At 43.7% G+C, this 24,754-nt stretch carries 27 protein-coding genes; 7 read left to right on the top strand and 20 right to left on the bottom strand.

The features are described 5' to 3' along the window. Window positions 1-8: 8 nt before the first annotated feature. The 16 genes from ADM50_RS01575 to ADM50_RS01500 all read right to left on the bottom strand — a co-directional run bounded on the left by ADM50_RS01575 (window position 9) and on the right by ADM50_RS01500 (window position 13,535). Window positions 9-2,405 carry a primosomal protein N' gene (locus tag ADM50_RS01575; protein ID WP_049484296.1) on the bottom strand — a complete coding sequence of 799 codons (2,397 nt, stop codon included), beginning with the start codon at window positions 2,403-2,405 and terminating at the stop codon, window positions 9-11. Between the two features lie 65 nt (window positions 2,406-2,470). Then, window positions 2,471-2,785, bottom strand: a complete 315-nt coding sequence (rpoZ, locus tag ADM50_RS01570; RefSeq protein ID WP_002874282.1) for a DNA-directed RNA polymerase subunit omega — start codon at window positions 2,783-2,785, stop codon at window positions 2,471-2,473. Window positions 2,786-2,809: 24 nt separating this feature from the next. Beyond that, window positions 2,810-3,436, bottom strand: coding sequence for a guanylate kinase (gmk, locus tag ADM50_RS01565; protein WP_049484295.1), 627 nt, complete (start codon window positions 3,434-3,436; stop codon window positions 2,810-2,812). A 134-nt stretch (window positions 3,437-3,570) separates the two neighbouring features. Next, window positions 3,571-5,184: a ribonuclease Y gene (locus tag ADM50_RS01560; protein WP_044021238.1), complete on the bottom strand. Its 1,614-nt coding sequence runs from the start codon at window positions 5,182-5,184 to the stop codon at window positions 3,571-3,573. A 206-nt stretch (window positions 5,185-5,390) separates the two neighbouring features. Continuing rightward, window positions 5,391-5,642: a Txe/YoeB family addiction module toxin gene (locus ADM50_RS01555; protein ID WP_049484294.1), complete on the bottom strand. Its 252-nt coding sequence runs from the start codon at window positions 5,640-5,642 to the stop codon at window positions 5,391-5,393. 3 nt (window positions 5,643-5,645) lie between these two features. Further along, complete coding sequence (locus ADM50_RS01550) at window positions 5,646-5,900, bottom strand: type II toxin-antitoxin system Phd/YefM family antitoxin (RefSeq protein ID WP_025171799.1); 255 nt, start codon at window positions 5,898-5,900, stop codon at window positions 5,646-5,648. A 132-nt stretch (window positions 5,901-6,032) separates the two neighbouring features. Beyond that, window positions 6,033-7,130, bottom strand: coding sequence for a nucleotidyltransferase (locus ADM50_RS01545; protein ID WP_049484293.1), 1,098 nt, complete (start codon window positions 7,128-7,130; stop codon window positions 6,033-6,035). 9 nt (window positions 7,131-7,139) lie between these two features. After that, entirely contained in the window at window positions 7,140-7,880 is a 741-nt protein-coding gene (locus ADM50_RS01540; RefSeq protein ID WP_049484292.1) for a methyltransferase domain-containing protein, read from the bottom strand. A gap of 322 nt (window positions 7,881-8,202) precedes the next feature. Beyond that, window positions 8,203-8,556: a ribosome silencing factor gene (rsfS, locus tag ADM50_RS01535; protein WP_049484291.1), complete on the bottom strand. Its 354-nt coding sequence runs from the start codon at window positions 8,554-8,556 to the stop codon at window positions 8,203-8,205. Continuing rightward, window positions 8,557-9,150 carry a bis(5'-nucleosyl)-tetraphosphatase (symmetrical) YqeK gene (yqeK, locus tag ADM50_RS01530; protein WP_049484290.1) on the bottom strand — a complete coding sequence of 198 codons (594 nt, stop codon included), beginning with the start codon at window positions 9,148-9,150 and terminating at the stop codon, window positions 8,557-8,559. Continuing rightward, on the bottom strand, window positions 9,150-9,779 hold the full coding sequence (locus ADM50_RS01525; RefSeq protein WP_000963713.1) for a nicotinate-nucleotide adenylyltransferase: 630 nt from the start codon (window positions 9,777-9,779) through the stop codon (window positions 9,150-9,152). The genes yqeK and ADM50_RS01525 overlap by 1 nt, the downstream gene beginning before the upstream one ends. 50 nt (window positions 9,780-9,829) lie before the next feature. After that, a complete protein-coding gene (gene yhbY, locus ADM50_RS01520; protein ID WP_049484289.1) occupies window positions 9,830-10,141 on the bottom strand; it encodes a ribosome assembly RNA-binding protein YhbY in 312 nt (103 codons plus the stop codon). A gap of 213 nt (window positions 10,142-10,354) precedes the next feature. Next, complete coding sequence (gene yqeH, locus ADM50_RS01515) at window positions 10,355-11,461, bottom strand: ribosome biogenesis GTPase YqeH (protein WP_000391189.1); 1,107 nt, start codon at window positions 11,459-11,461, stop codon at window positions 10,355-10,357. Between the two features lie 2 nt (window positions 11,462-11,463). Continuing rightward, window positions 11,464-11,991: a YqeG family HAD IIIA-type phosphatase gene (locus tag ADM50_RS01510; RefSeq protein WP_049484288.1), complete on the bottom strand. Its 528-nt coding sequence runs from the start codon at window positions 11,989-11,991 to the stop codon at window positions 11,464-11,466. Between the two features lie 17 nt (window positions 11,992-12,008). Beyond that, window positions 12,009-12,917, bottom strand: a complete 909-nt coding sequence (locus tag ADM50_RS01505) for a magnesium transporter CorA family protein (protein WP_049484287.1) — start codon at window positions 12,915-12,917, stop codon at window positions 12,009-12,011. A gap of 57 nt (window positions 12,918-12,974) precedes the next feature. Continuing rightward, entirely contained in the window at window positions 12,975-13,535 is a 561-nt protein-coding gene (locus tag ADM50_RS01500; RefSeq protein ID WP_001150572.1) for a mechanosensitive ion channel family protein, read from the bottom strand. A 150-nt stretch (window positions 13,536-13,685) separates the two neighbouring features. Here ADM50_RS01500 and sstT point away from each other — a divergent pair, with 150 nt between their 5' ends. Together sstT and ADM50_RS01490 are read left to right on the top strand one after the other, a co-directional pair. Continuing rightward, window positions 13,686-14,897, top strand: a complete 1,212-nt coding sequence (gene sstT / locus ADM50_RS01495; protein ID WP_049484286.1) for a serine/threonine transporter SstT — start codon at window positions 13,686-13,688, stop codon at window positions 14,895-14,897. Between the two features lie 49 nt (window positions 14,898-14,946). Continuing rightward, a complete protein-coding gene (locus tag ADM50_RS01490; protein ID WP_049484285.1) occupies window positions 14,947-15,900 on the top strand; it encodes an aromatic acid exporter family protein in 954 nt (317 codons plus the stop codon). 101 nt (window positions 15,901-16,001) lie between these two features. On the opposite strand, the gene ADM50_RS01485 is transcribed toward ADM50_RS01490, so the two are convergent. The 4 genes from ADM50_RS01485 to ADM50_RS01470 form a co-directional block, all read right to left on the bottom strand. Beyond that, window positions 16,002-16,541: a T6SS immunity protein Tdi1 domain-containing protein gene (locus tag ADM50_RS01485; RefSeq protein ID WP_049484284.1), complete on the bottom strand. Its 540-nt coding sequence runs from the start codon at window positions 16,539-16,541 to the stop codon at window positions 16,002-16,004. A 70-nt stretch (window positions 16,542-16,611) separates the two neighbouring features. Then, window positions 16,612-17,097: an immunity protein YezG family protein gene (locus ADM50_RS01480; protein WP_049484283.1), complete on the bottom strand. Its 486-nt coding sequence runs from the start codon at window positions 17,095-17,097 to the stop codon at window positions 16,612-16,614. 382 nt (window positions 17,098-17,479) lie between these two features. Next, on the bottom strand, window positions 17,480-19,024 hold the full coding sequence (locus ADM50_RS01475) for a peptide chain release factor 3 (RefSeq protein ID WP_045617612.1): 1,545 nt from the start codon (window positions 19,022-19,024) through the stop codon (window positions 17,480-17,482). 143 nt (window positions 19,025-19,167) lie between these two features. Further along, the gene (locus ADM50_RS01470) at window positions 19,168-19,860 is read right to left on the bottom strand and encodes a YwaF family protein (protein ID WP_049484282.1); all 693 of its coding nucleotides are present in this window, start codon (window positions 19,858-19,860) and stop codon (window positions 19,168-19,170) included. 165 nt (window positions 19,861-20,025) lie between these two features. On the opposite strand from ADM50_RS01470, the gene gatC reads away from it, so the two are divergent. From gatC to ADM50_RS01445, 5 genes are all read left to right on the top strand, one after another. Continuing rightward, entirely contained in the window at window positions 20,026-20,328 is a 303-nt protein-coding gene (gene gatC / locus ADM50_RS01465; protein ID WP_049484281.1) for an Asp-tRNA(Asn)/Glu-tRNA(Gln) amidotransferase subunit GatC, read from the top strand. Further along, a complete protein-coding gene (gene gatA, locus ADM50_RS01460) occupies window positions 20,328-21,794 on the top strand; it encodes an Asp-tRNA(Asn)/Glu-tRNA(Gln) amidotransferase subunit GatA (RefSeq protein WP_049484280.1) in 1,467 nt (488 codons plus the stop codon). The genes gatC and gatA overlap by 1 nt, the downstream gene beginning before the upstream one ends. Continuing rightward, window positions 21,794-23,239 carry an Asp-tRNA(Asn)/Glu-tRNA(Gln) amidotransferase subunit GatB gene (gatB, locus tag ADM50_RS01455; protein ID WP_049484279.1) on the top strand — a complete coding sequence of 482 codons (1,446 nt, stop codon included), beginning with the start codon at window positions 21,794-21,796 and terminating at the stop codon, window positions 23,237-23,239. The genes gatA and gatB overlap by 1 nt, the downstream gene beginning before the upstream one ends. Window positions 23,240-23,296: 57 nt before the next feature. Continuing rightward, window positions 23,297-23,692 carry a hypothetical protein gene (locus tag ADM50_RS01450; protein WP_049478081.1) on the top strand — a complete coding sequence of 132 codons (396 nt, stop codon included), beginning with the start codon at window positions 23,297-23,299 and terminating at the stop codon, window positions 23,690-23,692. A gap of 99 nt (window positions 23,693-23,791) precedes the next feature. Further along, window positions 23,792-24,748, top strand: a complete 957-nt coding sequence (locus ADM50_RS01445) for a zinc-ribbon domain-containing transport protein (RefSeq protein WP_049484278.1) — start codon at window positions 23,792-23,794, stop codon at window positions 24,746-24,748. The last annotated feature ends 6 nt before the right edge of the window (window positions 24,749-24,754 follow it).

The following is a 24,754-nucleotide window of genomic DNA, read 5'->3' as shown; positions in this document are numbered from 1 at the left end:
TCTCCTTCTTATAAAAATTGCTGCGGCTCATGGTCAATGCTGAGACGAAGCTCGCTATTTTCCCGTTCTTGAGTCAAGGCCAAAACTCGATTGAGAGTCTGTCCCAGCTCATCTTCTAAACGGTATTTAATCAAAATCTGGTAATGATAAAGGTTGTGAGTACGGGCGATGGGTTTAGGCGTTGGTCCAAGGATTTTACTAGTTTCCGATAAACCTGAGCGCAAAATCCCCATGACTTCATAGGCACGTTTGACAACCTCTTCTTCTTTCTTGTGAGAGAGGGTAATCCCAATAGTGAAATAATAAGGCGGATAGCCGAGTTGGCGCCTGATACCCATTTCATAAGCGTAAAAGCCCTCGTAGTCCTGATCCTTGGCAAAACGAATGGCATAGTGCTCAGGATTGTATGACTGGATCAAGACCTGCCCAGCTTTTTCTGCACGACCTGCGCGACCAGCCACCTGAGTTAAGAGCTGGAAGGTTCTCTCAGAGGAACGGAAATCAGGTAGATTCAAGGCCGTATCCGCATTGAGAACTCCGACTAGGGTCACATTTGGAAAATCCAAGCCCTTGGCAATCATCTGAGTTCCCAACAAGATATCTGCTTCCCCTCGGCCAAACTGCTCAAGAAGAGCTTGGTGACTACCTTTCTTGCGAGTCGTATCCACATCCATCCGCAGAATGCGAGCCTGAGGAAAGAGCTCTGCTAGCTCATCATAGGCTTTCTGAGTCCCCGTCCCGTAGTAGCGAATGCTGCGACTCTGACAGTTGGGACAGACATGAGGAATTCCCTTGGAAAAGCCACAGTAATGGCAGTTCATGGTCTTGGTATCCATGTGAAGAGTCAAGGAAATATCGCAGTTGGGGCAACTATCTACCGTCCCACACTCCCGACACATAACAAAGCTAGAATAGCCCCGACGGTTAAGCATGAGGACTACCTGCTCTTTTTTATCCAGACGGTCTTGGATGGCCTCTAGCAAAGGAGGCGTAAAGTTTGACGTCTCATTCTGCCCGATATAGTCACGAAAGTCAATCACTTGAACCTCAGGAATAGTGGCTAAAGGATTGGCCCGTTGGGTCAGACGTAAGTGTTGATAGACACCTTTACCAGCCCGCGCACGGCTTTCTAAGCTCGGTGTTGCTGAGCCAAGGACTAGGGCTGCTTGATTGTACTGGGCCCGTAGAATGGCGACCTCTCTAGCATGATAACGGGGATTGCTGTCTTGTTTGTAGCTAGCTTCGTGTTCTTCATCGATAATCATGACACCTAGATTTTTCAAAGGAGCAAAGATAGCTGATCGAGCACCAACGACAACTTGGGCATCGCCGCGCTCAACCTTGCGCCACTCGTCGTACTTTTCACCATTGGAAAGGCCTGAATGAAGGATGGCTACTTTATCGCCGAAACGAGCAATGAACCGCTCCGTCATCTGTGGCGTCAGAGAAATCTCAGGTACCAGTAAAATGGCTGTCTTGCCCTTGTCCAAGGCCCCTTGGATAATCTGCAAGTAAACCTCCGTTTTCCCACTTCCTGTAATCCCTTGAAGGAGGAAAGGAGGCTGTTGACTGCCAATAGCACTGACAACGGCATCACGCGCCTGTCTTTGTTCTGGATTCAATTCCAAAGGTTGACTGGCTTCAATGCCTTCAAAATAAGCAGCTGAGCGTTGCACTTCCTTTTGGACTATGGACACAGTTCCTTGCTCCACAAAGAAGTTGACTTGCTCGCGTGAGAAGAATTCTAACAAACTAGCCAGAGGAGCACTCTCAGGATGAGACAGCAAATAGTCTCTCAGCTCTGCCTTTTTCTTAGCACGCGCAGAAATCTCAATCTGCTCTAGTCGAGTAGCATCAAGCTCATACCAAGACTGGGTCTTGACCTTCTTTTGATCGACTGCCTGGTATTCTAAGCGGAGCAGCCCTTTCCTGGTCAAGCGCATCATTTCTGCCTGCTTGGCAAGGTCTAGAGAAGAAAAGGCTAGCGAATCTTCTGAACCAAACAGACGCTCTCGGTCTGCCTGACTCAGACCTTCCAGAGGATAGAGAATCTTATCATAACTGGAGTTTAAAAATCCTGGTAGCATGGCTTTTAGAATGGAGATTTTATAAGAAAAGACGGACTTGCGTAACTCCTCAGCCAACCAGAGTTGCTCTTGAGTGAGAACCGGGGAAAAATCCAGCACCTCCGCAATCTCTTTCAAGTTCTGATCAGCCACCTCTTCATCCGACTGGGACTCCAGGCCAAGCACAATCCCTTGGATCAAACGATTGCCCTTACCGAAGGGGACATGGACCCGCATACCGACTTCCAGCATGTCTACAAATTCCTCAGGAACCTTGTAGCTATAGGGCTGGTCCGTCTGCATCAGGGGAACATCCACGATAATCTTTGCAATAGCCATCTTCTCACCTCCTTCTTGTCAGTAAATTCTTGCAATAGAAAAAATAAGATTGAGTCCCCCCAACCTTAAATTTTTTCACCATCTTCTTTTTCTTTAGCGATTTGCTCTTTGATTTTCTTTTCTTCTTCTTCTTTGCGGCGTTTTTCTTCTTCGATACGAAGACGAACCGCTTCACGTTTTCCTTCTGGATCTGGGTGAATGGTTACATTTCCTGACTCGATTTCTTCCAAAGCGCGAAGAGTTGATTTTTCAGACTTAAACTCTTGAGTTGCTGGCGCACCTGCTTCTAGTTCGTGGGCACGTTTTGCTTCCAAGATTACGAGTGAATATTTTGATGGTACCTTGTCTAGCAAGGTATCGATAGAGGGTTTTAACATCATTTGCTTGTACCTGTTTCCTATAGTTTATCGAGTAATTGGAGATTTTGGCAACATCTCCTGGTAGTGACCAATGACACGGTCCACACGGAAGTGTTCTGCTTCGATTACACGCTTGACACGCTCAGCAGCGAGGGGAACCTGATCGTTGACAATGGCGTAATCATACTCACGCATGAGGGCAATTTCTTCCTTGGCTTTTTCAATTCGTTGGGCAATCACTTCAGCGCTATCTGTTCCACGACCTACCAAACGATCTTGCAATTCATCCAAATCTGGTGGCGTTAGAAAGATAAAGACAGCATCTGGAACCTTTTTCTTAACCTGAAGGGCTCCTTGGACTTCAATCTCAAGAAAGACATCGATTCCCTTGTCCAGAGTTTCATTGACATTGGTCAGAGGAGTTCCATAGTAGTTACCGACATATTCTGCATATTCCAACATCTGACCTTGACGGATCAGCTCTTCAAACTCTTCACGAGTACGGAAGAAATAGTCCACTCCGTCCACTTCACCAGGACGTTGCGCACGCGTCGTCATCGATACAGAGTATTGAAATTGATTCTCAGAACTCTCAAAAATCTCTCTTCTAACCGTCCCTTTCCCAACTCCTGAAGGACCAGAAAAAACGATTAGCAAGCCTCGGTCTGCCATTATGTCTCCTTTAGTTAGTCTGTGAAATAAAGTAAAATTTCTCTCGGATAGTGATGATAGCGTCAGTTATCCTTCTACAGTCTTTCTATCTAGTGTAACAAAAAAGCAGTAATATTTCAACTGCTCTTTCTTATTTATTTAGCATAATCTACTGCACGAAGTTCGCGGATCACGGTTACCTTGATATTTCCTGGGTAATCGAGATTATTTTCAATTTTCTCACGAACTTTGTGAGCCAAGATTGTGACTTTGTCGTCCTTGATTTGTCCTGGATTAACCATGATACGGATTTCACGTCCTGCTTGAAGAGCAAAGCTATTTTGCACTCCTTCAAAGCCATTGGCGATTTCTTCCAAATCATGGAGACGCTTGATGTAGCTTTCAAGAGATTCACTACGAGCACCTGGACGCGCTGCACTCAAGGCATCTGCTGCAGCAACAATCACTGCAATGACGCTTTCAGCTTCCACATCACCGTGGTGGCTAGCAATGGTATTCACCACAACTGGGTGTTCCTTATACTTACGAGCCAACTCCGTGCCAATCTCAACGTGGCTGCCTTCAACCTCACGGTCAATAGCTTTCCCGATGTCGTGAAGGAATCCAGCACGACGGGCAAGAGCTGCATTTTCACCAAGTTCACTGGCGATGATACCAGATAACTTAGCAACCTCAATCGAATGACGCAAGACATTTTGTCCATATGAAGTACGGAACTGCAAGCGTCCCATGATCTTCATCAAGTCTGGATGGAGGTTTGGCGCACCAATCTCATAGGCAGCAGCCTCACCATATTCACGGATTTTATTGTCAATCTCCTGACGGTTTTTCTCTACCAACTCCTCGATACGAGCTGGGTGGATACGGCCATCCTTGAGCAACATTTCCATGGTCATACGAGCAATTTCACGACGAATCGGATCAAATCCTGACAAGGTTACCACTTCCGGTGTATCGTCGATGATGACATCAACCCCTGTCAAACTTTCAAAGGTACGAATGTTTCGACCTTCACGTCCGATAATGCGCCCCTTCATGGTATCGTCTGGAAGGTGAACTGTTGAGTTTGTTGACTCTGCTACATAGTCACCAGCGATACGCTGCATAGCCTGAACCAAGATATCTTTCGCAATCTTGTCTGAACGTTCCTTCACTTCTTGCTCAGCCTCACGAATGCGGCTAGCAATTTCCTTGGTCAAGTTTTCCTCTGTCTGAGCCAAGATAATATCTCGAGCCTCAGTTTGGGAAAGGGAACCGATACGTTCAAGTTCAGCTTCTTTTTGTCTTTCGACTTCCTCTAATTGCTCTTCACGTGCATCAAGGTTTTTTGCTCTATCAGAAATACTTTGTTCTTTTTGTTCAAGTGTTTTTTCTTTGTTCGTCAAATTGTCGTCTTTGCGGTCAAGGCTCGCAGCTCTCTCCGTCAAACGACTTTCAATTTGCTTGAGCTCCTGACGTTCTGACTTAAATTCAGCGTCCACTTCTTCACGGTATTTTCTGGCTTCCTCTTTGGCCTCCAATAGTGCTTCTTTTTTAAGAGACTTGCTTTCGCTCTTGGCTTCATTTAGCAATAAATCCGCTTCGCGCTCAGCTTGTCCTCGTAAATTAGTTGCTTCTTGTTCAGCATTTAGAAGCATCAACTCTGCAGCCTCTTGAGATGATTTCATCTTAGCTGAGATGCTGACATATCCAATGACTAAACCAATGATGACGGCAAAAACAGCAATCGCAAGTGTCATGATTTCCATGTTTTTACCTCATTAAATTTGTTTATCGAATGACATACATTCCTTAATATTCTATCATAAAAAAACAATTTTCACAAACCCAAATTGAAGAGTTTTGTGTGAATTTTAGAAGAAAGTTCTGAAATCACAAAACAAACTTTCTAACTCTTAAAAATGACATTTTCATTAAAACATATAATAAAAAAGTCTACCTTTCAGTAGACTTACTAATGATCTTTGAAGGACAAGAAAGCCACGCTATCTCCATCTATCATATAAATCAAGCGATTTTCTGCATCAATACGCCGTGACCAAGCTCCTTGATAGTCATATTTGAGTGGTTCTGGTTTCCCCATTCCTACAAAAGGATCGCGTTGAATATCCTTGATTAATTTATTGATTCTTTTTAATGTTTTCTTATCTTGGTTTTGCCAATAGCAATAATCCGCCCAGGCATCTTCTGTAAACTTGAGCAGCATTTCTCACTCCTCAATCACATGTACCTGAGTGCCTCCAGCACGAACTTGAGCCATTCCTCGCAAGACCTTGTCAGAAAGCTCCTTGTTCTGAGCGATTCTCAGGGTTTCCTGAATACTATCCCATTCGCTCTTTGAAAGAACTACAATGTCCTCATCTGGATTTTTATTGACCACCGTCAAAGGCTCAAATTCATCATTTACCTTCTTCATGTAGTCTTTTAAATGATTTCGGAATGTTGAGTAAAGAACTGCTTCCATAACCATACCTCGTTTTACCTATTTTCCACTATTATACACCAAAAGAAAGAAATTGTCAGGAACTTGTACAAGATTCTTCTTTTCTATCTATTTATTCGAAAATCTTCTAAAAAAGCCTACCTTTCAGTAGACTTAGTTTGATTCGATTTTGATAGGCACTCTGCCAAAATTCTGCTCTGCTATACTTGGCTGTCCTAGTTGGTAAATCTGGTCTGCCTTTTGGGTCATGGTATCCCAAGGTTCTTTGCCAATTCGACTGACTAGATGGACCTGCCCTTTCAGAGACTTGAGGTGTTGTCTGCCTTTCTCGGTAAATCCAAGGACATGGATGGCTTCTGGCAAGTCGCTTTCTCTGGCCTGCACCAGAATATAGGTCAAGAGGCGTCTGACGCGCGCCTTGGTGTAGCGTTTGGTCGCAACCGCCTCGACCAATTCGTCAACAGACTGGGCTGTTTTGATAACTTCCTTGATACGCACTGCCATTTCTTGATTGACCTGATAGATGGTGGTTAGGTCTGGATTTGACAAAATTTGATAGCGGAGTAAGGGAAAATAGTCTTCCCAGCTCACCTTACTGGCCTGCTCAAAGAGGGTAACAGAAGGCATAAAGCGTTCTAAGAAATCTTGGTCTGATTGATGCTGACGGAGGGCTGTTGCCGAGGCAAAGTCCACATCCTTGTCCACAGAATGATAACCCGCTCCTTGACGCTGAATAGGATGCAGTTTGATGTTTCGTCCTGCAACTGCCTTTGCATAAGCTAGAGCAAGGACATGATTGGGGGTATGGCCAGAAAAATCAAGACCTGCAAATTCCTTCCACATAGCTTGGGTTTTCTGGGGATAAGAGAGGGAATCAGGCAGATTTTTCACAAATTTCTCCATCTCAGTACCTTGCTCTGTGTATAAGTCAGATATCTTTTTATAATCCAGAACTTCCTCTGTCCCGAAAGCTAACCTATCAATCCCCAAGCGAGCCAAGATATCCACAGCTCCTTGGCCAAAGAAATCTGCCGCCTGAACACTGACTAAAAAGGGCAATTCCACTACCAGATCCGCTCCATTTTCCAGTGCCATGTGAGCCCGTGTCCACTTGTCCACAATAGCAGTCTCTCCACGCTGCATGAAATTCCCAGACATGGCAACGATTTTCAATCCCTTCGCCTGATCCAGCAGGTATTTATGCCCATTATGAAAAGGATTAAACTCTGCGATAATACCTGTGATGGTCATAGAAATCTCCTACTTCTGCGCGACAAAAAACCAACGGGTGCTGGTTTCTGTTGGTTCCTTGTCCTCAAAGTCCGCATAGAGTTTGAAGGACTTGAAACCAGCCTGTTCCAGCAATATATCATAGGTCAGGACCTCATAGGTCCGCTCCTCATGCACTTCATCGTGACGACTAAAGGAACCGTCAGCCTCCTTGACAAAGAAAGTCAACTCATGCACGATGGAGTGAGGAGCTTCGTCCTCATAGGTATCCCAGAGCATAGCGAAATCTTCCGCATTTTCATGGTAGGAATAGCCTGGAAAAACTTCATCTGTCTGGTAAGTTGAATGCACATCAAAGATGAATACTCCGTCTTCATTGAGGGCATTATACACTTCCTTAAAGACGTCTCCTACCTCTACCTCATCCTGCATGTAGCAGATAGAGTCAGAGTAACACGTAACAAAGTCATACTGACCAGCCTTGGACAAATCCAGCATATTACCTTCAATAAAATCAATCTTTTGCTTGGCTGAAGCCGCTCTTTTCTCCGCAATCTTCAGCATATCCGCGCTCAAGTCAAGTCCTGTCACATCAAAGCCAGCTTGAGAAAAGCGGACAGACTGGATACCCGTCCCACAAGCCAATTCCAAAAGCTTCTTTCTCTCCTTGGTCTTAGGCAAATGACGCAGCGAAAAATCCGTCCATTTATCGTATAAACTATCATCCATCACAGCATCGTAAACAGCCGCAAAGGTTTCATAAGTAGCCATATTCATGATACCAAGTCCGCCCGTAATCGGAATGAAAATTAGGAGCTTGACGATGGAGCCGAGCTCCAAGGAAGGCTATCTATTTTCCGACGATTACAGGACGGGTTCAAATCCTTTCTAAAATACAAAGAGCGTTAAAAGCAAGGAGAAAATAGGAAACTTTCTGCTGTATCGTCAAATACAAAGGAAGTTACTCTTTTTCTCGTAGCTTTTAGCTCGTGTTCAGTTTCGAGATGAACAAAACACGACGCTCTTACCTTTCTATCCATTTTTTTCTAAACTAAGCAAATAAAACCCAGTTGACTGCAACTGAGTTCATCTACTATGCTAAGGCTTCTGAAATATCTACAGAAGTCGCCTCATGCCATAGTTTTTCTAGGTTATAGTGGGCACGCATTTCTTCTGAAAAGATATGCACAACAACACCGCCGAGGTCTAGTAAAACCCAGCCTCCAGCTGCATCGCCTTCAACATGGCTGCCTTTAAAGCCTGCTTCGGCTACTTTTTCACGAATGTTATCAGCAATAGCATCCAACTGACGGCTATTCATCGAGCTCGTGATAACAAAGTAGTCTGTCACGCTGGTCAAATCTTGTACATCAAGTGCGAGAATATCCTCCGCACGTTTCTCATCAGCCGCTTTCACGACTAGTTCTAGTAATTCTTTTTCGTTCATTTAGTCCTCTTTCAAATAGTGCACAAAGGCGTTATAGGTTTCAAGGGTTTGGGGATAGATGGGGAATCCCTGATGAGCTAAATGCTCCACAGTTCGTGCCGTTTCGTAGGCCACTGCCTTATTAAGTGACAAACTTGCAATTTCACGCGCCACATCCACGCCTGGAAAGGCACGATTGTGCTCGATATAATCTGCGACGTAGATGACTTTATCTAGATCGGTCATCTGACCAGCACCGACTGTATGGATTTCAATAGCTCGCAGGATTTCTGGATCATGCAAATCCAAATCTTCCTGAATCTTGTAGATGCCAACCATCCCATGCCAGACATTATTGCCCCAGTTTTTAAGCTCAGGGTTTAGCTGATAACGGTCAATCAAGTCTAGAAATTCCTGATCTGACAGCTTTTTAGCATAATCATGAAGAAGGCCTGCTAGACCCGCTTTCTCAGCATCGACTCCAAATCGCTGGGCAAGCTCTATGGCTGCACGCTCTACACCCAAACAATGGGTTAAACGTTTTTCAGGCAGAAGCTCTGCCATTCTTTCCAACAAAGCCTCTCGGGAACAGTTGATATAGTCTTGGTATGCCATCAGTAAAGCCCCTCCTTCTCGATGTAGTCTAGCACTGGCTGAGGTAGGAGAAAGTTAGGTTTCCGACCTTGGGCAATGAAGTCACGCACCATGCTGGACGAGATGTCCATGAGAGGCACATCCACCCAGATAACTGGATAGGAAGTCCCTGCCTTGTAGCGCGGGCGCTGAACCCCCACAAACTGAACCATGTCAACCAGCTCATCAATTCGGTACCACTTAGGCAGATAGTCCACCATATCAGCTCCGATAATGAAGTAATAATCCGTATCTGGATGTTGCTCTGTCAAAATCTTCATAGTGTCGTAGGTGTAAGAAATGCCCTTGCGCTCTAACTCGATGGTTTCAATGGCTAGTCCTTCGATCCCCTCAATCGCCAATTCAAGCATCTTGAGCCGATGGTGTTCGGGGATGGTTTCCTTTTTATCCACATGAGGTGGTTGGTATTCGGGCATAAGCAGGACCTGGTCCAGTCCTAACTGTTGTCGTACTTGGTCCGCCACAACAAGATGGGCATTGTGAACAGGGTTAAAATTTCCCCCTAAAATCCCAACTTGTTTGCGTTTTTTCTCCTTGATTTCTGGCTCCAACTCTACCTTGGTAAAGGGAGTCAATAATTCGATTGCCATAGGCTCGTCTTCCTTTAATTCTCTGTAAAAACAGTTGTTTGGAGTAGGTTTTAGATTTCTTTGACTTTCTTGGAAATCTTGCGATTTTCTTTCTTGCTGGATTGTTTAAACAAGATCAAGATGCGTCCGATTTTTTGAACTGTATCCACACCGATTTCTTCTTCCAAGATTTCAGCTACTTCGTGGATATTTTCATCTGTGTTTTGCAAGAGCGTAACTTTAATCAATTCACGGGCGTCAAGGGTTTGACGGACGCTGGTTTTGATTTGGTCGTTGAGTCCATTTTTCCCGATTTGGATGATGGGTTTGAGGGTGTGTGCCTGGCTGTTGAGGAAGGCACGTTGTTTCGATGTTAATGACATAATTTCTTTAAAAGAGTTTCTTTTTATACTTTTCTGAAGTGGTGACGGACGTCAGCAAAGTCCTTCGGACTTTCATGACTAAAATCTGAGCCTAAGGTCTCAAATTTTCCGTTGTTGGTACAACTCCTTGTACCAACTGACACCACGGCGAAAAGTATTCGTTATAGGCTCGCAGGGCTCGCCTTTATAAAGATAACCCTTTCCTTTCTGTGTTTAAATAATTGCTTTTCGTGTGACGACGGCGACGCCTTCTGGTGCCCAGACGGCGACTTTGGCGGTGCCTGTTACGCGGATCCAGCCTAGGCCTGAGATGACCAGGTCTGTCTTGTCCTTGATGGTAAATACATGCTGGACTAGTTTTGGAAAATCTTCTTTTTCCTTGCTATTTGGCGGTGTCAGAAGGGTTCCGAGGTGCTTGTCGTAAAAAGCACTAGCGCCTTCTAGCTTGGTACGGTGGAGTTTGAGTTCGTTGTCAAAGAAAGCAGTAAATCCTTGCTTTTCTCCTGATATGAAGTCAAAGCGTCCAAGACCACCTAAAAACAGGGTTTGCTCAGGGTTAAGCTGATAGGTTTTGGGCTTGATTTCCTTTTTAGGGCTGACATACTTGAGGTTTTTAGCCGTCAAGTAGTGAGCCATCTGGTGGCGATGAATAATTCCCGGTGTATCGTAGATATAAGATCCGTCGTCAAGCGGAATCTCAATCTTGTCCAAGGTTGTCCCTGGGAAACGCGAAGTCGTAATGACATTTTGGTCGCCCGTAATTTCTTGGATAATAGCATTGATAAGGGTTGATTTTCCAACGTTGGTTACCCCAACTACGTAGACATCGCGGCCCTTACGGTAGTGCTCGATTTTGTCAATGACTTCCTTAATTGCATGCTTGTTTTGGGCTGAAGTCAGGACGACATCCACAGGGCGAAGACCTTCTTCGTGGGCACGTTCCATGAGCCACTGGCTAATCTTGCCCGGTTTAACTGACTTGGGCAGGATATCTTTCTTATTTCCAACCAAGAGGACATCATTGCCCGATACAAAGCGCGGTAAGCCTGGAATAACAGAGCCATTGAAGTCAAAGATATCAATGACATTGACCACCAAGGCATCACTGTCTCCCACCTCGTGCAAAAGTTTGAGGAAATCATCGTCCGTCAACTGGACATCTGTGATTTCATTGTAATGGCGGAGACGGAAACAGCGTTGACAATAAACTTCTCCAGTCTCCAAGCCTTTTTCAAGTGCCGACTGGGGCGTAAATCCAAGACCAGCCTTGTCTGTCGTCTGAATGGTTGCTCCACAACCAATACAGAGAATTTCTTCCATAGTTAAATTCCTTTTTTATATGTAATCGGTCCGTACTTTTCAGTGATTTTGCGCATGACACGGCGCTCGCGAGCTCGGTTGATCTGCGTCTTGATCGAGTCGTGTTGGACCAAGGGTTTGACCAAGATCGAGCGAATACCTGCACGGTGCGCTGCTCGTATATCCGTCATGAGTTGGTCGCCGACCATGACCACTTCATTTTTCTCATAGTGAAATTCCTTCATGGCACGGTCAATCCCAAATGTAAAGGGCTTCAGAGCCCAATAAATGTAATCAATCCCAAACTTTTCAACTGCTCGTTGAACTCGTTTTTTGGTGTTATTTGAGACCACGATGATGCGGACACCCGCGTCACGGAGGTCATGTAGCCATTGCTTCATTTCTGGCGTCCCATCAGGGTTGTTCCAAGCAATGAGGGTATTGTCCAAATCGACCAAAACAGCCTTGATTCCCTGCGCTTGCAGGCTTGGGACTGTCAGATCATAGACTGCTTCCACAGCAAAGTCTGGCATATAATTTTCAATCGCCATTCTGGCTCCTTTTCTTTTTAATTTCTAGCAATATTCTTTAAATATTGGGCTAAGACTACCCATAAAATGAGACTAGCTATCAAAATATAAATCCAAGCATTTGGTTCATCTGCAAACGGTAAAGGAACATTCATTCCGAAGAATCCTGTAATAACCGCAAGGATAGCTAGCAATACTGAGATAATGGTCAAAGTTGTCAAATTATCATTTAGATTATTATTTAGGATGTTGTTGTAAGAGGCTGAGAGTTGTTGCAAAACTTGAGAAATCAAGTCTGTCATCGAAACCAACTGGTGCGCTTCAATCATGGCATCGTCAAACTGCTCTCTTTCTACCTCATTAAAATTGCGATAAAGAGCATGCCCTTGGATGTGTTCCAAGAGGAGACGATTTTGTTTGGCAGCAGCTGTCAGGTAAACCATACCAGTTTCCAAGTCAGAGAGGGCAAAGAGATTTTTTTTAGTTGTTTTTTGACGAAGAAGTGCACTGATTTCATCCTTACTTTTATCCATTTCTTCAATCACTGGATAGTAAGCATTGCTAATAATCTCTAAACTGGCAAAAAGAAATTTGTAGATTGAAACAACTTCATGGCTTTCAAGGTAGGTTGCCATACGTTTAATCACATAACTATTCTTGTGATTGCTAATTGTGATCAGCCGTTGTTTTTCAACGATAAAGGTCATCGGAATCGCTTCATAATATTCTTTGTCTTTTTCTAAGTCAAGAACATTATAAATGAAGGTGACCGTTCCCGTTTCACGGTGATAGTCCATGTGGGCACGCTCATTTCTATCCAGAGCATACTCAATGGTTTCCTTGTCCAATCCATAGACATCCGAAAGGTCTTCCATGTTTTTGATCCTGTCTACATCAAGGTCTATCCATGTACAATCGTGACCTAATTTTTTCTCTACAAATAGCATACTCTCTCCTTTACCAAACTCCTTCTATTGTACCACAAATTTGCTAAAATAGCCGGCCTATTCAGTACGAGATAGATTGCTGACGACGGTGATATTACGATTGGGAACAAAGTGAAGGGCTTGATCGTCACCTCGCAGTTGCGTTGTACGGATCCCTACGCTAACGACCTTTCCAGAAACGGTAATCGGTCCATTTGTGAGAACGACTTCATCACCCACATCAAGCTGGCGTTCAAAAAGAATGAAGAAGCCATTGATGACATCAGATAGAAAGCCTTGCGCCCCCATACCAATGGCCACCCCAGCAATCCCCGCACCAGCAAGGAGGCTAGAAACTGGCAAACCTAAAATAGACAGGATACAGTAGAGCAAAAAGAAATAAAGAATGTAGTTAAAGACATTCTCAAGCAAACGGGAGATAGTCTTTTGTCTTCCTGCATCTCGATTGGAAAATTTAAGCGAGGGCTTGACAATCTTTCGTACAGTTGCATGAAGCATCTTTTTAGCTATATAAAATAGTAAAAACAAAATCAAAAGAGAAATCACCTTGGTCAAGAGATTCTCTAACATGGTTGTTAAATCAAGTTTATCAAAATAGCGTTGAAAAAAATCTTGCATATAAAACTCCTTTTTCCTATTATACCATAAAATCGTCCTTCTCTTTTCTTTCATAATTATTCAATTATCGGCCCTATTTTCAAAATATCACTTGCCTCTATAGCATATTTATACTATAATTATAAACAATACATTTTGAAGGAGACTGCTATGAAACGAATCATTAGAGCCTGGACCAAGGCAAGCCTCATCAAACGAATCCTTATTGGAATGATTTCGGGAGCTACATTAGGGATGCTCTTTCCAAACCTTACAGGAATTGGCCTGCTTGGAGACCTCTTTGTAGGCGGACTGAAAGCTATCGCTCCTATTTTGGTTTTTGCCCTTGTTGCCAACGCCCTTTCCCAACACCAAAAGGGACAAAACACCAATATGAAAACTGTTATTTTCCTATACTTGCTCGGAACCTTTGCTGCTGCATTGGTAGCCGTTCTAGCTAGTTTCTTACTGCCTGTGCAAATCACCCTGACCAGTGCAAATACAGAAGTTGCTGCTCCTGACGGTATCGGTCAAGTCCTCAGCAACCTCTTGCTCAAACTGGTGGACAATCCCTTAAATGCCATTGTTGAAGCCAACTATATCGGGATTCTCTCTTGGGCAGTCATCTTTGGCTTGGCTATGAGAGAGGCAAGTAAACACAGTAAAGAATTACTGAGAACCATGGCGGATGTCACCTCTAAAATCGTGGAATGGATTATCAACCTAGCTCCCTTTGGGATTTTAGGTTTGGTGTTTAAGACCATCTCTGACAAGGGCATTGCCAGTTTGGCTAACTACGGTGTCCTCCTAGGACTTTTGATTGCTACTATGGCCTTTGTTGCTCTCATCATCAACCCGCTCATCGCCTTTCTCTTTATGAGGAAAAATCCCTATCCCCTTGTTTTGAAATGCTTACGTGTCAGTGGTATTACAGCCTTTTTCACTCGTAGCTCTGCTGCAAATATCCCTGTCAATATGAAACTCTGCCAAGACTTGGGACTGAATCCTGAAACCTACGCTGTCTCCATCCCGCTTGGGTCGACCATCAATATGGCTGGCGCTGCCGTTACCATTAACATTCTGACTCTAGCTGCAGTCAATACGCTAGGAATCGCTGTCGACTTTGGTACAGCTTTTGTGCTCAGTGTCGTCGCTGCCATTTCTGCCTGCGGTGCCTCTGGAATCGCTGGGGGATCCCTTCTCCTCATTCCTGTCGCTTGTAGCCTCTTTGGGATTTCCAACGACTTGGCTATGCAGGTTGTCGGAGTCGGTTTTGTGATTGGGGTCGTGCAAGACTCTTGCGAAACAGCTCTGAATTCTTCTACAGATGTTCTCTTTACAGCAGTTGCTGAATATACTTCAAATCGAAAACTCCGTCCCTAGTACCTGATTCCTTGTCGGACTCTCTATTTTAGTATTATAGGAAATTCTCATGTCTATCACCCAACGTACGACAAAACTGATCTTAGCGACCTGTCTCGCTTGTTTTCTCGCTTATTTTTTAGATTTATCATCAGCAGTTTCAGCTGGAATCATCGCTCTCTTAAGCCTCTCCGACACGCGCAGAAGCACGCTGAAATTAGCACGCAACCGCCTCTTTTCCATGCTCCTAGCGCTCGCTATCGGTGTTCTAGCCTTTCAGCTGACAGGCTTTCACATCTGGAGCCTGGGCCTCTATCTGGCTCTCTATGTGCCTCTTGCTTACAAAATGGGCTGGGAAATCGGCATCACCCCTAGCAGTGTCTTGGTCGGTCATCTCTTGGTACAGGAGTCTACTTCCCCAGAGCTCTTGCTTAATGAAGTACTCCTCTTTCTCATCGGGACAAGCTTTGCTCTATTGGTCAACCTTTATATGCCCTCTCGTGAGAAAGCCATCCAAAGCTACCACCTTCAGGTCGAAGAAAAGTTAAAAGACATCTTGCTTCGCTTTAAATACTATCTGTCAAGAGGAGACGGGCGCAATCAAGCCCAACTCGTTGACCAATTAGACAAGCTCCTCAATGAAGCTCTCAAACTGGTCTACCTGGATCACTCGGACCATCTCTTTCACCAGACGGACTACCACATCCACTACTTTGAGATGAGACAGAGACAAAGTCGCATCCTGCGAAATATGGCCCAGCAGATCAATACCTGTCACCTGGCCGCAAGTGAGAGTTTGATTTTGGCCCAGCTCTTTTCAAAGATTGCTGCCCAGCTAAGTCAGACCAATCCTGCTCATGACCTACTTGATGACATCGAACGCTATCTGCAAGTCTTCCGCAATCGGAGTCTCCCGAAAACACGTGAGGAGTTTGAAACCCGTGCCACCCTCCTGCAGCTACTACGCGAAGCCGAAACCTTTATCCAGGTTAAGGTCGATTTTTACCAGAAATATGGAAACTAGAACGCAAAGAACCTCAGAGGACTTCCTCTGAGGTTCTTGTGTTTTGTATTTGGAGGAAAATTCTTCCTCTCGTACTATTCTCAAAAAGGAATCAGCAAATCCTAGTCGTCCATCACTCCGCCTGTCAGCTGGTACATAAGGTAGATGTGCTCCAAGACTTTTACCTTATCCATGTGATCTACATCTTTAAAGCCTCCTAATGCCAAAAGTGGAACGAAACCGAAACACTCATCGTAGGCTAGCAGACCATGTTTGGCAACAGCTTTTTTATATAACTTTTGATCAAAATATCTTAAAACATATTCATCATCCAAAAAATTCAAAAAATGTGACAGACGCTTAATTATAATGTTACAATCCTGAATATTGTATTGGACAATTCCCACATAGGCATTCTCTTCCCAAGTAATAATATCTCCAAATGCCGTCACAAACATTGGAAAAGCGACATCTCCTCTGAAATAGCTATCTTGGAGAAGTTCAAGATAGTCATCTGGATTGATGACTTTTAGATAACCATCAAGAAAAGTTCCTAGACCATCTTCCTGCCAAATTTGTAGCAACTCCGCTGGAACTTGATTTTTATATTTTTCAATAACATCTTTGGGCATATCTGCCACTTTGACAAAGTTTTCTAACATATTATCCTCCATTTCACGATAACAGCAATACTCAAAAAATCACATTCTTCAAAATGTAATCAAGCTTATACTACTTTTGATTATGTTCCTTCTGGAAGGCTTCCATAGCCTTGAACTGTTCTAGTTCTTTTTCGTTAGCTGGTTGCTTACCGAGGTATTTGTATTCAAATAAGTCCATTCGAGCACTTGGACCATAACCACTTTCCAACCATGGAGCATAGTCATAGTCGACTGAAAGCTTGTTGTTATCATCTAAATGGATGATACAAATATACCAATCTTCCAAGTCATTTTCAATAAACACTCTTTTTAGTTCTTCAGATTTATCAAATAATATATCACTCTGGTTAAATACTTCATCCTGTGATAACCCAAAATCTCTAGGAAGGTATAAATTATAATGATATTCACCTTCATACTTAAAATAAAAATATGCACTTCCACTATAGGTCTTATCCATCTCGATTACAATATACAAATCATCCCACTCAACTGGAATCATATCATTGGCTTGATGCACGATTCCGATAATTTTTTCATTAATCTGTTTTTCCATATATTCCTCCGGTTGGTGTTTACAAATTTTACCTGTATCTCTAGTATACCATAAAGAACAGAAACCAATTTACTCTTATAAAATTTGCTCAAATAGGGTGGCATTACCTCAATAAAACAGTAAAATAGACCAATCATATCGCTAGGTACAGCAACTTTCTAGCCTTTCCAACAAAAAAATCCACGAATCGAAAGCATTCGCGGACTTTTCTTACAACGCATTTAAGAAAAATGCCATACTAATTAATAGCCGTAATCTACGACACGAAGAGGCGAAAACGATTATTTTTCGCCGATGAATTAGTAAGGCAGTTAGCTAGTTCGCCAAATAGCGACTAGCGTCCAACAATTAGGAACTAAAGTTCCTAATTGTTGGTGCTGAGTTACATTTTTTCCTCCAACTCTACATCTGGATACTTATCCGCAAACCAGCGGAGGGCAAAGTCATTTTCAAAGAGGAAGACTGGTTGGTCAAAACGGTCTTTGGCCAAGATATTGCGGCTTGAGGACATCCGTTCATCCAAGTCCTCAGGCTTGATCCAACGAACGGTCTTTTTACCCATCGGGCTCATGACTACTTCCGCATTGTATTCGCCTTCCATGCGGTGCTTAAAGACTTCAAACTGGAGTTGTCCGACAGCTCCTAGCATGTACTCACCAGTTTGGTAATTCTTGTAAAGCTGAATGGCTCCTTCTTGCACCAATTGTTCGATACCCTTGTGGAAGGATTTTTGTTTCATGACGTTCTTAGCAGAAACTTTCATGAAAATCTCAGGGGTAAAGGTTGGCAGTGGTTCAAACTCAAACTTGTTTTTTCCAACCGTCAAGGTGTCTCCAACCTGATAAGTACCGGTATCGTAAACCCCGATGATATCTCCTGCAACAGCGTTTGTCACATTCTCACGACTTTCCGCCATAAACTGGGTGACATTAGAAAGCTTGGCAGTCTTCCCAGTACGAGGCAGATTGACACTCATTCCTCGCTCAAACTCACCTGATACGATACGGACAAAGGCAATGCGGTCACGGTGACGAGGGTCCATGTTGGCTTGGATTTTAAAGACAAATCCTGAGAAATCCTTATCATAAGGATCCACAATTTCGCCATCTGTTTTCTTGTGGCCATGTGGTTCTGGAGCAAACTCAAGGAAGGTCTCAAGGAAGGTCTGCACCCCAAAGTTGGTCAGGGCTGAACCAAAGAAGACTGGCGTCAGTTCTCCTGCAAGAATAGCTTCTTCTGAAAATTCATTTCCTGCTTCTTGCAACAGTTCGATATCGTCCTTAACCTGAGCGTAGAAAGGATTGCTTCCAAAGAGCTTATCCCCTTCTTCCAGACTGGCAAAACGCTCATCTCCTTTATAGAGTTCCAAGCGTTGGTTATAGAGGTCATACAAGCCTTCAAAGGCTTTCCCCATCCCGATTGGCCAGTTCATAGGATAGCTCGCAATACCTAGGACTTCTTCTAGTTCTTGCAAGAGATCCAGTGGCTCACGACCGTCACGGTCCAGCTTGTTCATAAAGGTAAAGACTGGAATACCACGGTGCTTCACAACCTCAAACAATTTCTTGGTTTGGGCCTCGATACCCTTGGCAGAGTCCACGACCATGACGGCAGCATCCACCGCCATCAAGGTCCGATAAGTATCTTCTGAGAAGTCCTCGTGTCCTGGTGTGTCGAGGATGTTCACGCGCTTACCATCATAGTCAAACTGCATAACAGATGACGTGACCGAAATCCCACGTTGTTTCTCGATATCCATCCAGTCAGACTTGGCAAAAGTCCCTGTTTTCTTCCCTTTTACCGTACCAGCCTCACGAATCTCGCCCCCAAAGTAGAGCAACTGCTCAGTGATGGTTGTTTTCCCGGCGTCCGGGTGGGAGATGATAGCAAAAGTACGACGTTTCTTAATTTCTTCTTGAATAGTCATAAGTTCTCTTTCTTTGATTTTCTATTTTTAGTTGTTTCAGTAGCTAAGAATGATGTTTACATTGGATTTTACCATTCCTTTCAACTCTCCATTATAGCGGATTTTGGGGAGTTTTTCAATTGCTCATCCGATGAAAAGACAAGCTAGAGCACAGATTGCGCCTGAGTTCTCTTTTTCCACCGTTTCTTGAACAAGATATCAAAAAGAACCAGAGCCAGTGAGAGGATGACGGACACAAGGAGATATTTTAACCACAAGGGCGCATCCGGAATAAAAGGTGTCTTGTTTAACAAACCATAATTTCCACCTGTCACCTGATTAACACCAACTAGAAAGAGATTGAGAATAAAGGTATAGGCCACAATCATATATTTCTTGAGCAGACTCTTGTCATAGTGATTCATCAAGTAAACCAAGGAATTCACTAGAAGGGCATAGTGCCCTATCAAAAATGAAAAACTGGTGATATGGGGGAAATCATAGGGATCAAAAACCGGGTAAACCAAGGCAAAGACCGCTCCACTTGCTCCTAAGAGGGCAAAATATTGCTTGCTCCGCCATTTATCGGGCAAGAAAACCACCGCAAACATAGCCAAACGGCAATGGTAAAATGGAAGGCTGTTAGAAAATGGAATCCCAAAACCAACATACCAACTATATAGGGCAAGTAACTGGAGGATCTGAATCCCCTTAAACAAGCGGACAAATTTCGGATTTTTGTGATAAGCAAGTGCTCCATAAATACAAAGCACTAAGACAAGCATCATAATCCCATACCAAAAGAGCGAAATGGGAGGAGGAACCGTTTGAGATCTGGTGATAAATTGATGGAACATATTTCTATCCTAACTCTTATTTTTTCTATTCTCTAGTTTAACCATTATAGCGAATTAAAAGCGATTTTTCAATTTCTATTTCTTTTCAGTTTGGCTCCCTTATTTATAGGAAAATATGGTAAAATAGAACAGACTAAAAATCATCATTTCACGAAAGGATGCAAGATGAAAATTACGCAAGAAGAGGTAACACACGTTGCCAATCTTTCAAAATTAAAATTCTCTGAAGAAGAAACTGCTGCCTTTGCGACAACCTTGTCTAAGATTGTAGACATGGTTGAATTGCTAGGCGAAGTCGACACAACTGGTATCGCACCTACTACGACCATGGCTGACCGCAAGACCGTACTCCGCCCTGATGTGGCCGAAGAAGGAACAGACCGTGACCGCTTGTTTAAAAACGTACCTGAAAAAGAAAACTACTATATCAAGGTACCAGCTATCCTAGATGATGGAGGAGATGCCTAATGACTTTTAATAACAAAACGATTGAAGACTTGCACAACCTCCTTGTATCTAAGGAGATTTCAGCTACTGAATTGACACAAGCCACGCTTGAAGATATCAAGTCTCGCGAGAAAGCTATCAATGCTTTTGTCACTATCGCTGAAGAACAAGCCCTTGCTCAAGCTAAAGCCATTGATGAAGCTGGAATTGACGCGGATAATGTCCTTTCAGGGATTCCACTTGCTGTTAAGGATAATATCTCTACTGACGGTATCCTTACAACTGCAGCCTCAAAAATGCTTTACAACTACGAGCCAATCTTTGATGCGACAGCCGTTGCCAATGCAAAAGCTAAGGGTATGATTGTCGTCGGAAAGACCAACATGGACGAATTTGCCATGGGTGGATCCGGTGAAACTTCTCACTACGGTGCGACTAAAAATGCTTGGGACCAGACCAAGGTTCCTGGTGGTTCATCAAGTGGTTCTGCCGCAGCCGTAGCCTCAGGACAAGTCCGCTTGTCACTTGGTTCTGATACTGGTGGTTCCATCCGCCAACCTGCCGCCTTCAACGGGATTGTTGGTCTCAAACCAACCTACGGAACGGTTTCTCGTTTCGGTCTCATTGCCTTCGGTAGCTCATTAGACCAGATTGGACCTTTTGCACCAACTGTTAAAGAAAATGCCCTCTTGCTCAATGCGATTGCCAGCGAAGATGCTAAAGACTCTACTTCTGCTCCTGTCCGCATTGCCGACTTTACTTCCAAAATCGGGCAAGACATCAAGGGAATGAAAATTGCTTTGCCTAAGGAATACCTTGGTGAAGGGATTGACCCAGAGGTTAAGGAAACTATCCTGAACGCAGCCAAACACTTTGAAAAACTTGGTGCCATCGTCGAAGAAGTCAGCCTTCCTCATTCTAAATACGGTGTTGCCGTTTACTATATTATCGCTTCATCAGAAGCCTCATCAAACTTGCAACGCTTTGACGGTATTCGTTACGGCTACCGCGCAGAAGATGCAAGCAACCTTGATGAAATCTATGTAAACAGCCGTAGCCAAGGTTTCGGTGAAGAAGTGAAACGCCGTATCATGCTTGGAACATTTAGCCTTTCATCAGGTTACTATGATGCCTACTATAAGAAAGCTGGTCAAGTTCGTACCCTCATCATCCAAGATTTCGAAAAAGTCTTTGCGGATTACGATTTAATCCTAGGACCAACTGCTCCAAGCGTTGCCTATGACTTGGACTCCCTCAACCATGACCCCGTTGCCATGTACTTAGCTGACCTTTTGACCATCCCAGTCAACTTGGCTGGTCTTCCAGGAATTTCTATTCCTGCTGGATTTGCTCAAGGTCTCCCAGTCGGTCTCCAATTGATCGGTCCTAAATACTCTGAGGAAACCATTTACCAAGTTGCTGCTGCCTTTGAAGCAACAACAGACTACCACAAACAACAACCCGTGATTTTTGGAGGTGATAACTAATGAACTTTGAAACAGTCATTGGACTTGAAGTCCACGTAGAGCTCAACACCAATTCAAAAATCTTCTCACCAACTTCTGCCCACTTTGGAAATGACCAAAACGCCAATACCAACGTGATTGACTGGTCTTTCCCAGGAGTTCTGCCAGTTCTCAATAAAGGTGTTGTCGATGCTGGTATCAAGGCAGCTCTTGCCCTCAACATGAATATCCATAAAAAGATGCACTTTGACCGCAAGAACTATTTCTACCCTGATAATCCAAAAGCCTACCAAATTTCTCAGTTTGATGAACCTATCGGTTATAATGGTTGGATTGAAGTGGAGCTCGAAGACGGTACGACCAAGAAAATCGGTATCGAGCGTGCTCACTTGGAAGAAGATGCAGGTAAAAACACCCACGGAACAGATGGTTACTCTTATGTGGACCTCAACCGCCAAGGGGTGCCTTTGATTGAGATTGTATCTGAAGCCGACATGCGTTCTCCTGAAGAAGCCTACGCTTATCTGACAGCCCTCAAGGAAGTCATCCAGTACGCTGGCATTTCCGACGTTAAGATGGAAGAAGGTTCTATGCGCGTGGATGCCAACATCTCTCTTCGTCCTTATGGTCAAGAGAAATTCGGTACCAAGACTGAGTTGAAAAACCTCAACTCCTTCTCAAATGTTCGTAAGGGTCTTGAATACGAAGTCCAACGTCAGGCTGAAATCCTTCGCTCAGGTGGTCAAATTCGCCAAGAAACTCGCCGTTACGATGAAGCTAACAAGGCAACCATCCTCATGCGTGTCAAGGAAGGTGCTGCAGACTACCGCTACTTCCCAGAACCAGACCTACCCCTCTTTGAAATTTCAGATGAGTGGATCGAAGAAATGCGAACAGAGTTGCCAGAGTTTCCAAAAGAACGCCGTACCCGTTACGTATCTGACCTTGGCTTGTCAGACTACGATGCTAGTCAGTTGACTGCCAACAAAGTTACTTCTGACTTCTTTGAAAAAGCTGTTGCCCTCGGTGGCGATGCTAAGCAAGTCTCTAACTGGCTCCAAGGTGAAGTCGCTCAGTTCTTGAATGCTGAAGGTAAGACACTGGAACAAATCGAATTGACACCAGAAAACTTGGTTGAAATGATTGCCATCATCGAAGACGGTACTATCTCTTCTAAGATCGCCAAGAAAGTCTTTGTCCACCTAGCTAAAAATGGCGGTGGCGCGCGTGAATACGTGGAAAAAGCAGGCTTGGTTCAAATCTCAGATCCAGCTATCTTGATTCCAATTATCCACCAAGTCTTTGCTGATAACGAAGCTGCTGTTGCCGACTTCAAGTCAGGCAAACGGAACGCAGACAAGGCCTTCACAGGATTCCTTATGAAGGCAACCAAAGGCCAAGCCAACCCACAAGTTGCTCTTAAACTACTTGCCCAGGAATTGGCTAAGTTGAAAGACAGTGAGTAATTTACTCTTTATACACTTTTTTCTACTTTTAAAAAGAGAATGAGACAAGGAGAATAAATGAATAAATTTTTACGATTGCTATTTGTCTTAGTCATCATCGCTATGTTAGGTGCTTCTATACTACAAATTTTCTTTCCATCATACATGGGAAGCCACTCCGGGTACGGAATATCTGCTGGTTGGCAACGAGAAATTGGAATATGGAATTTAGCTGTATTGATTATTATTCTCGCTATCAATATTAAATACGATTGGTTCTATCTACGAATCGCACTTTTTGCTCTCATTATTGGCGGAATTGGAATAGGAACAAATCACTTACTCAATTATATGGAGTATCACTCTCCTGTAAATGCTATCGGTGCTTTTGAAAATTACTTGCTAGCAATAGGATGGATTGTGGGATGGCTCCTCGAGCGCCATTCCATAAAGAAGCTAAATGCTAGTAAATAACGCCTAGTATATCTTAGATGATTTTTAAAGGTTATTAAATAGTTTAATAATCATTCGAATTCAGAATTCTACCTTTTCAATCATATAGTTAGGAGACACATGAAAAAGTTTTACGCTCTTTTAATGACCTGTTTATTACTTGTTTTTCTATCCGTGCCTCAAATCGTTGATGCGGGTGTCGGACATTCCAGAAGTGGAGGGAGTAGCCGCAGTAGCTCCAGAAGTAGCAGCCGCTCAAGTGGAGGTGGAAGTCGTTCTGGTGGCTCATCTTTCCACTACTACCGCTCTGGATATGGATCATCCTCTGACAGTTCTGCTAGCTCTCCCTATCTAGGATTTATGTTCATATTAGTCGGAGGAATCATACTAGTTGTTATCGTCAAATCCTTGCAGAATAAGTCTGGAGATTCGAGTTCAACCTACACTAATAATGATTATCAAACGCTCCATCGTCGAGTTGAACACAACACACTGGCCATTAGTCGTGTTAAAAATGGGGATCCAAACTTCGACGCTGAGGCCTTCACATCTTGGGTTAAGGAAGTCTACCTTAAATTGCAGGTTGCCTGGACTGAGAAGAATTGGAACTCTGTCCGAGCTTTAGAAAGTACCAGTCTCTACTCTCAACACAGTACCCAACTCGAAGACCATATTCGTGCTAAAACAACTAATGTTTTAGAGAAAGTTTGTATCGAAAATGTTCGCATCAAGGAGTTCATTGAAAATCCTGACGGAAACGATACCTTAGTGGTGATCCTGTCATCTACCTTGCGGGACTATGTCATTGACGATGAGACTCGCCGTGTCCTTGAAGGAGACCCTAAAAAAGATCTCTTCACCGTGTATCAATTGAACTTTATCCGTCAACACGGTAGCCAAACGCAAGCAGTCAATCCAGACCAAGTTGTGAGCGACCACTGTCCAAACTGTGGCGCCCCATTGAAAATCTCTGCAGTTAGCGAGTGCGACTACTGTGGTGCCAATCTCTCTCGCAGTCCAAACCAATGGGTACTGGATACCTATGATGTTGTGGATGAAGACGAGCTTTATAATTAGGAGGAA

The organism is Streptococcus oralis (genome assembly GCF_001075675.1).
In the GTDB taxonomy this organism is placed as follows: domain Bacteria; phylum Bacillota; class Bacilli; order Lactobacillales; family Streptococcaceae; genus Streptococcus; species Streptococcus oralis_V.
This window is presented reverse-complemented; position numbering and strand designations above follow the sequence as displayed.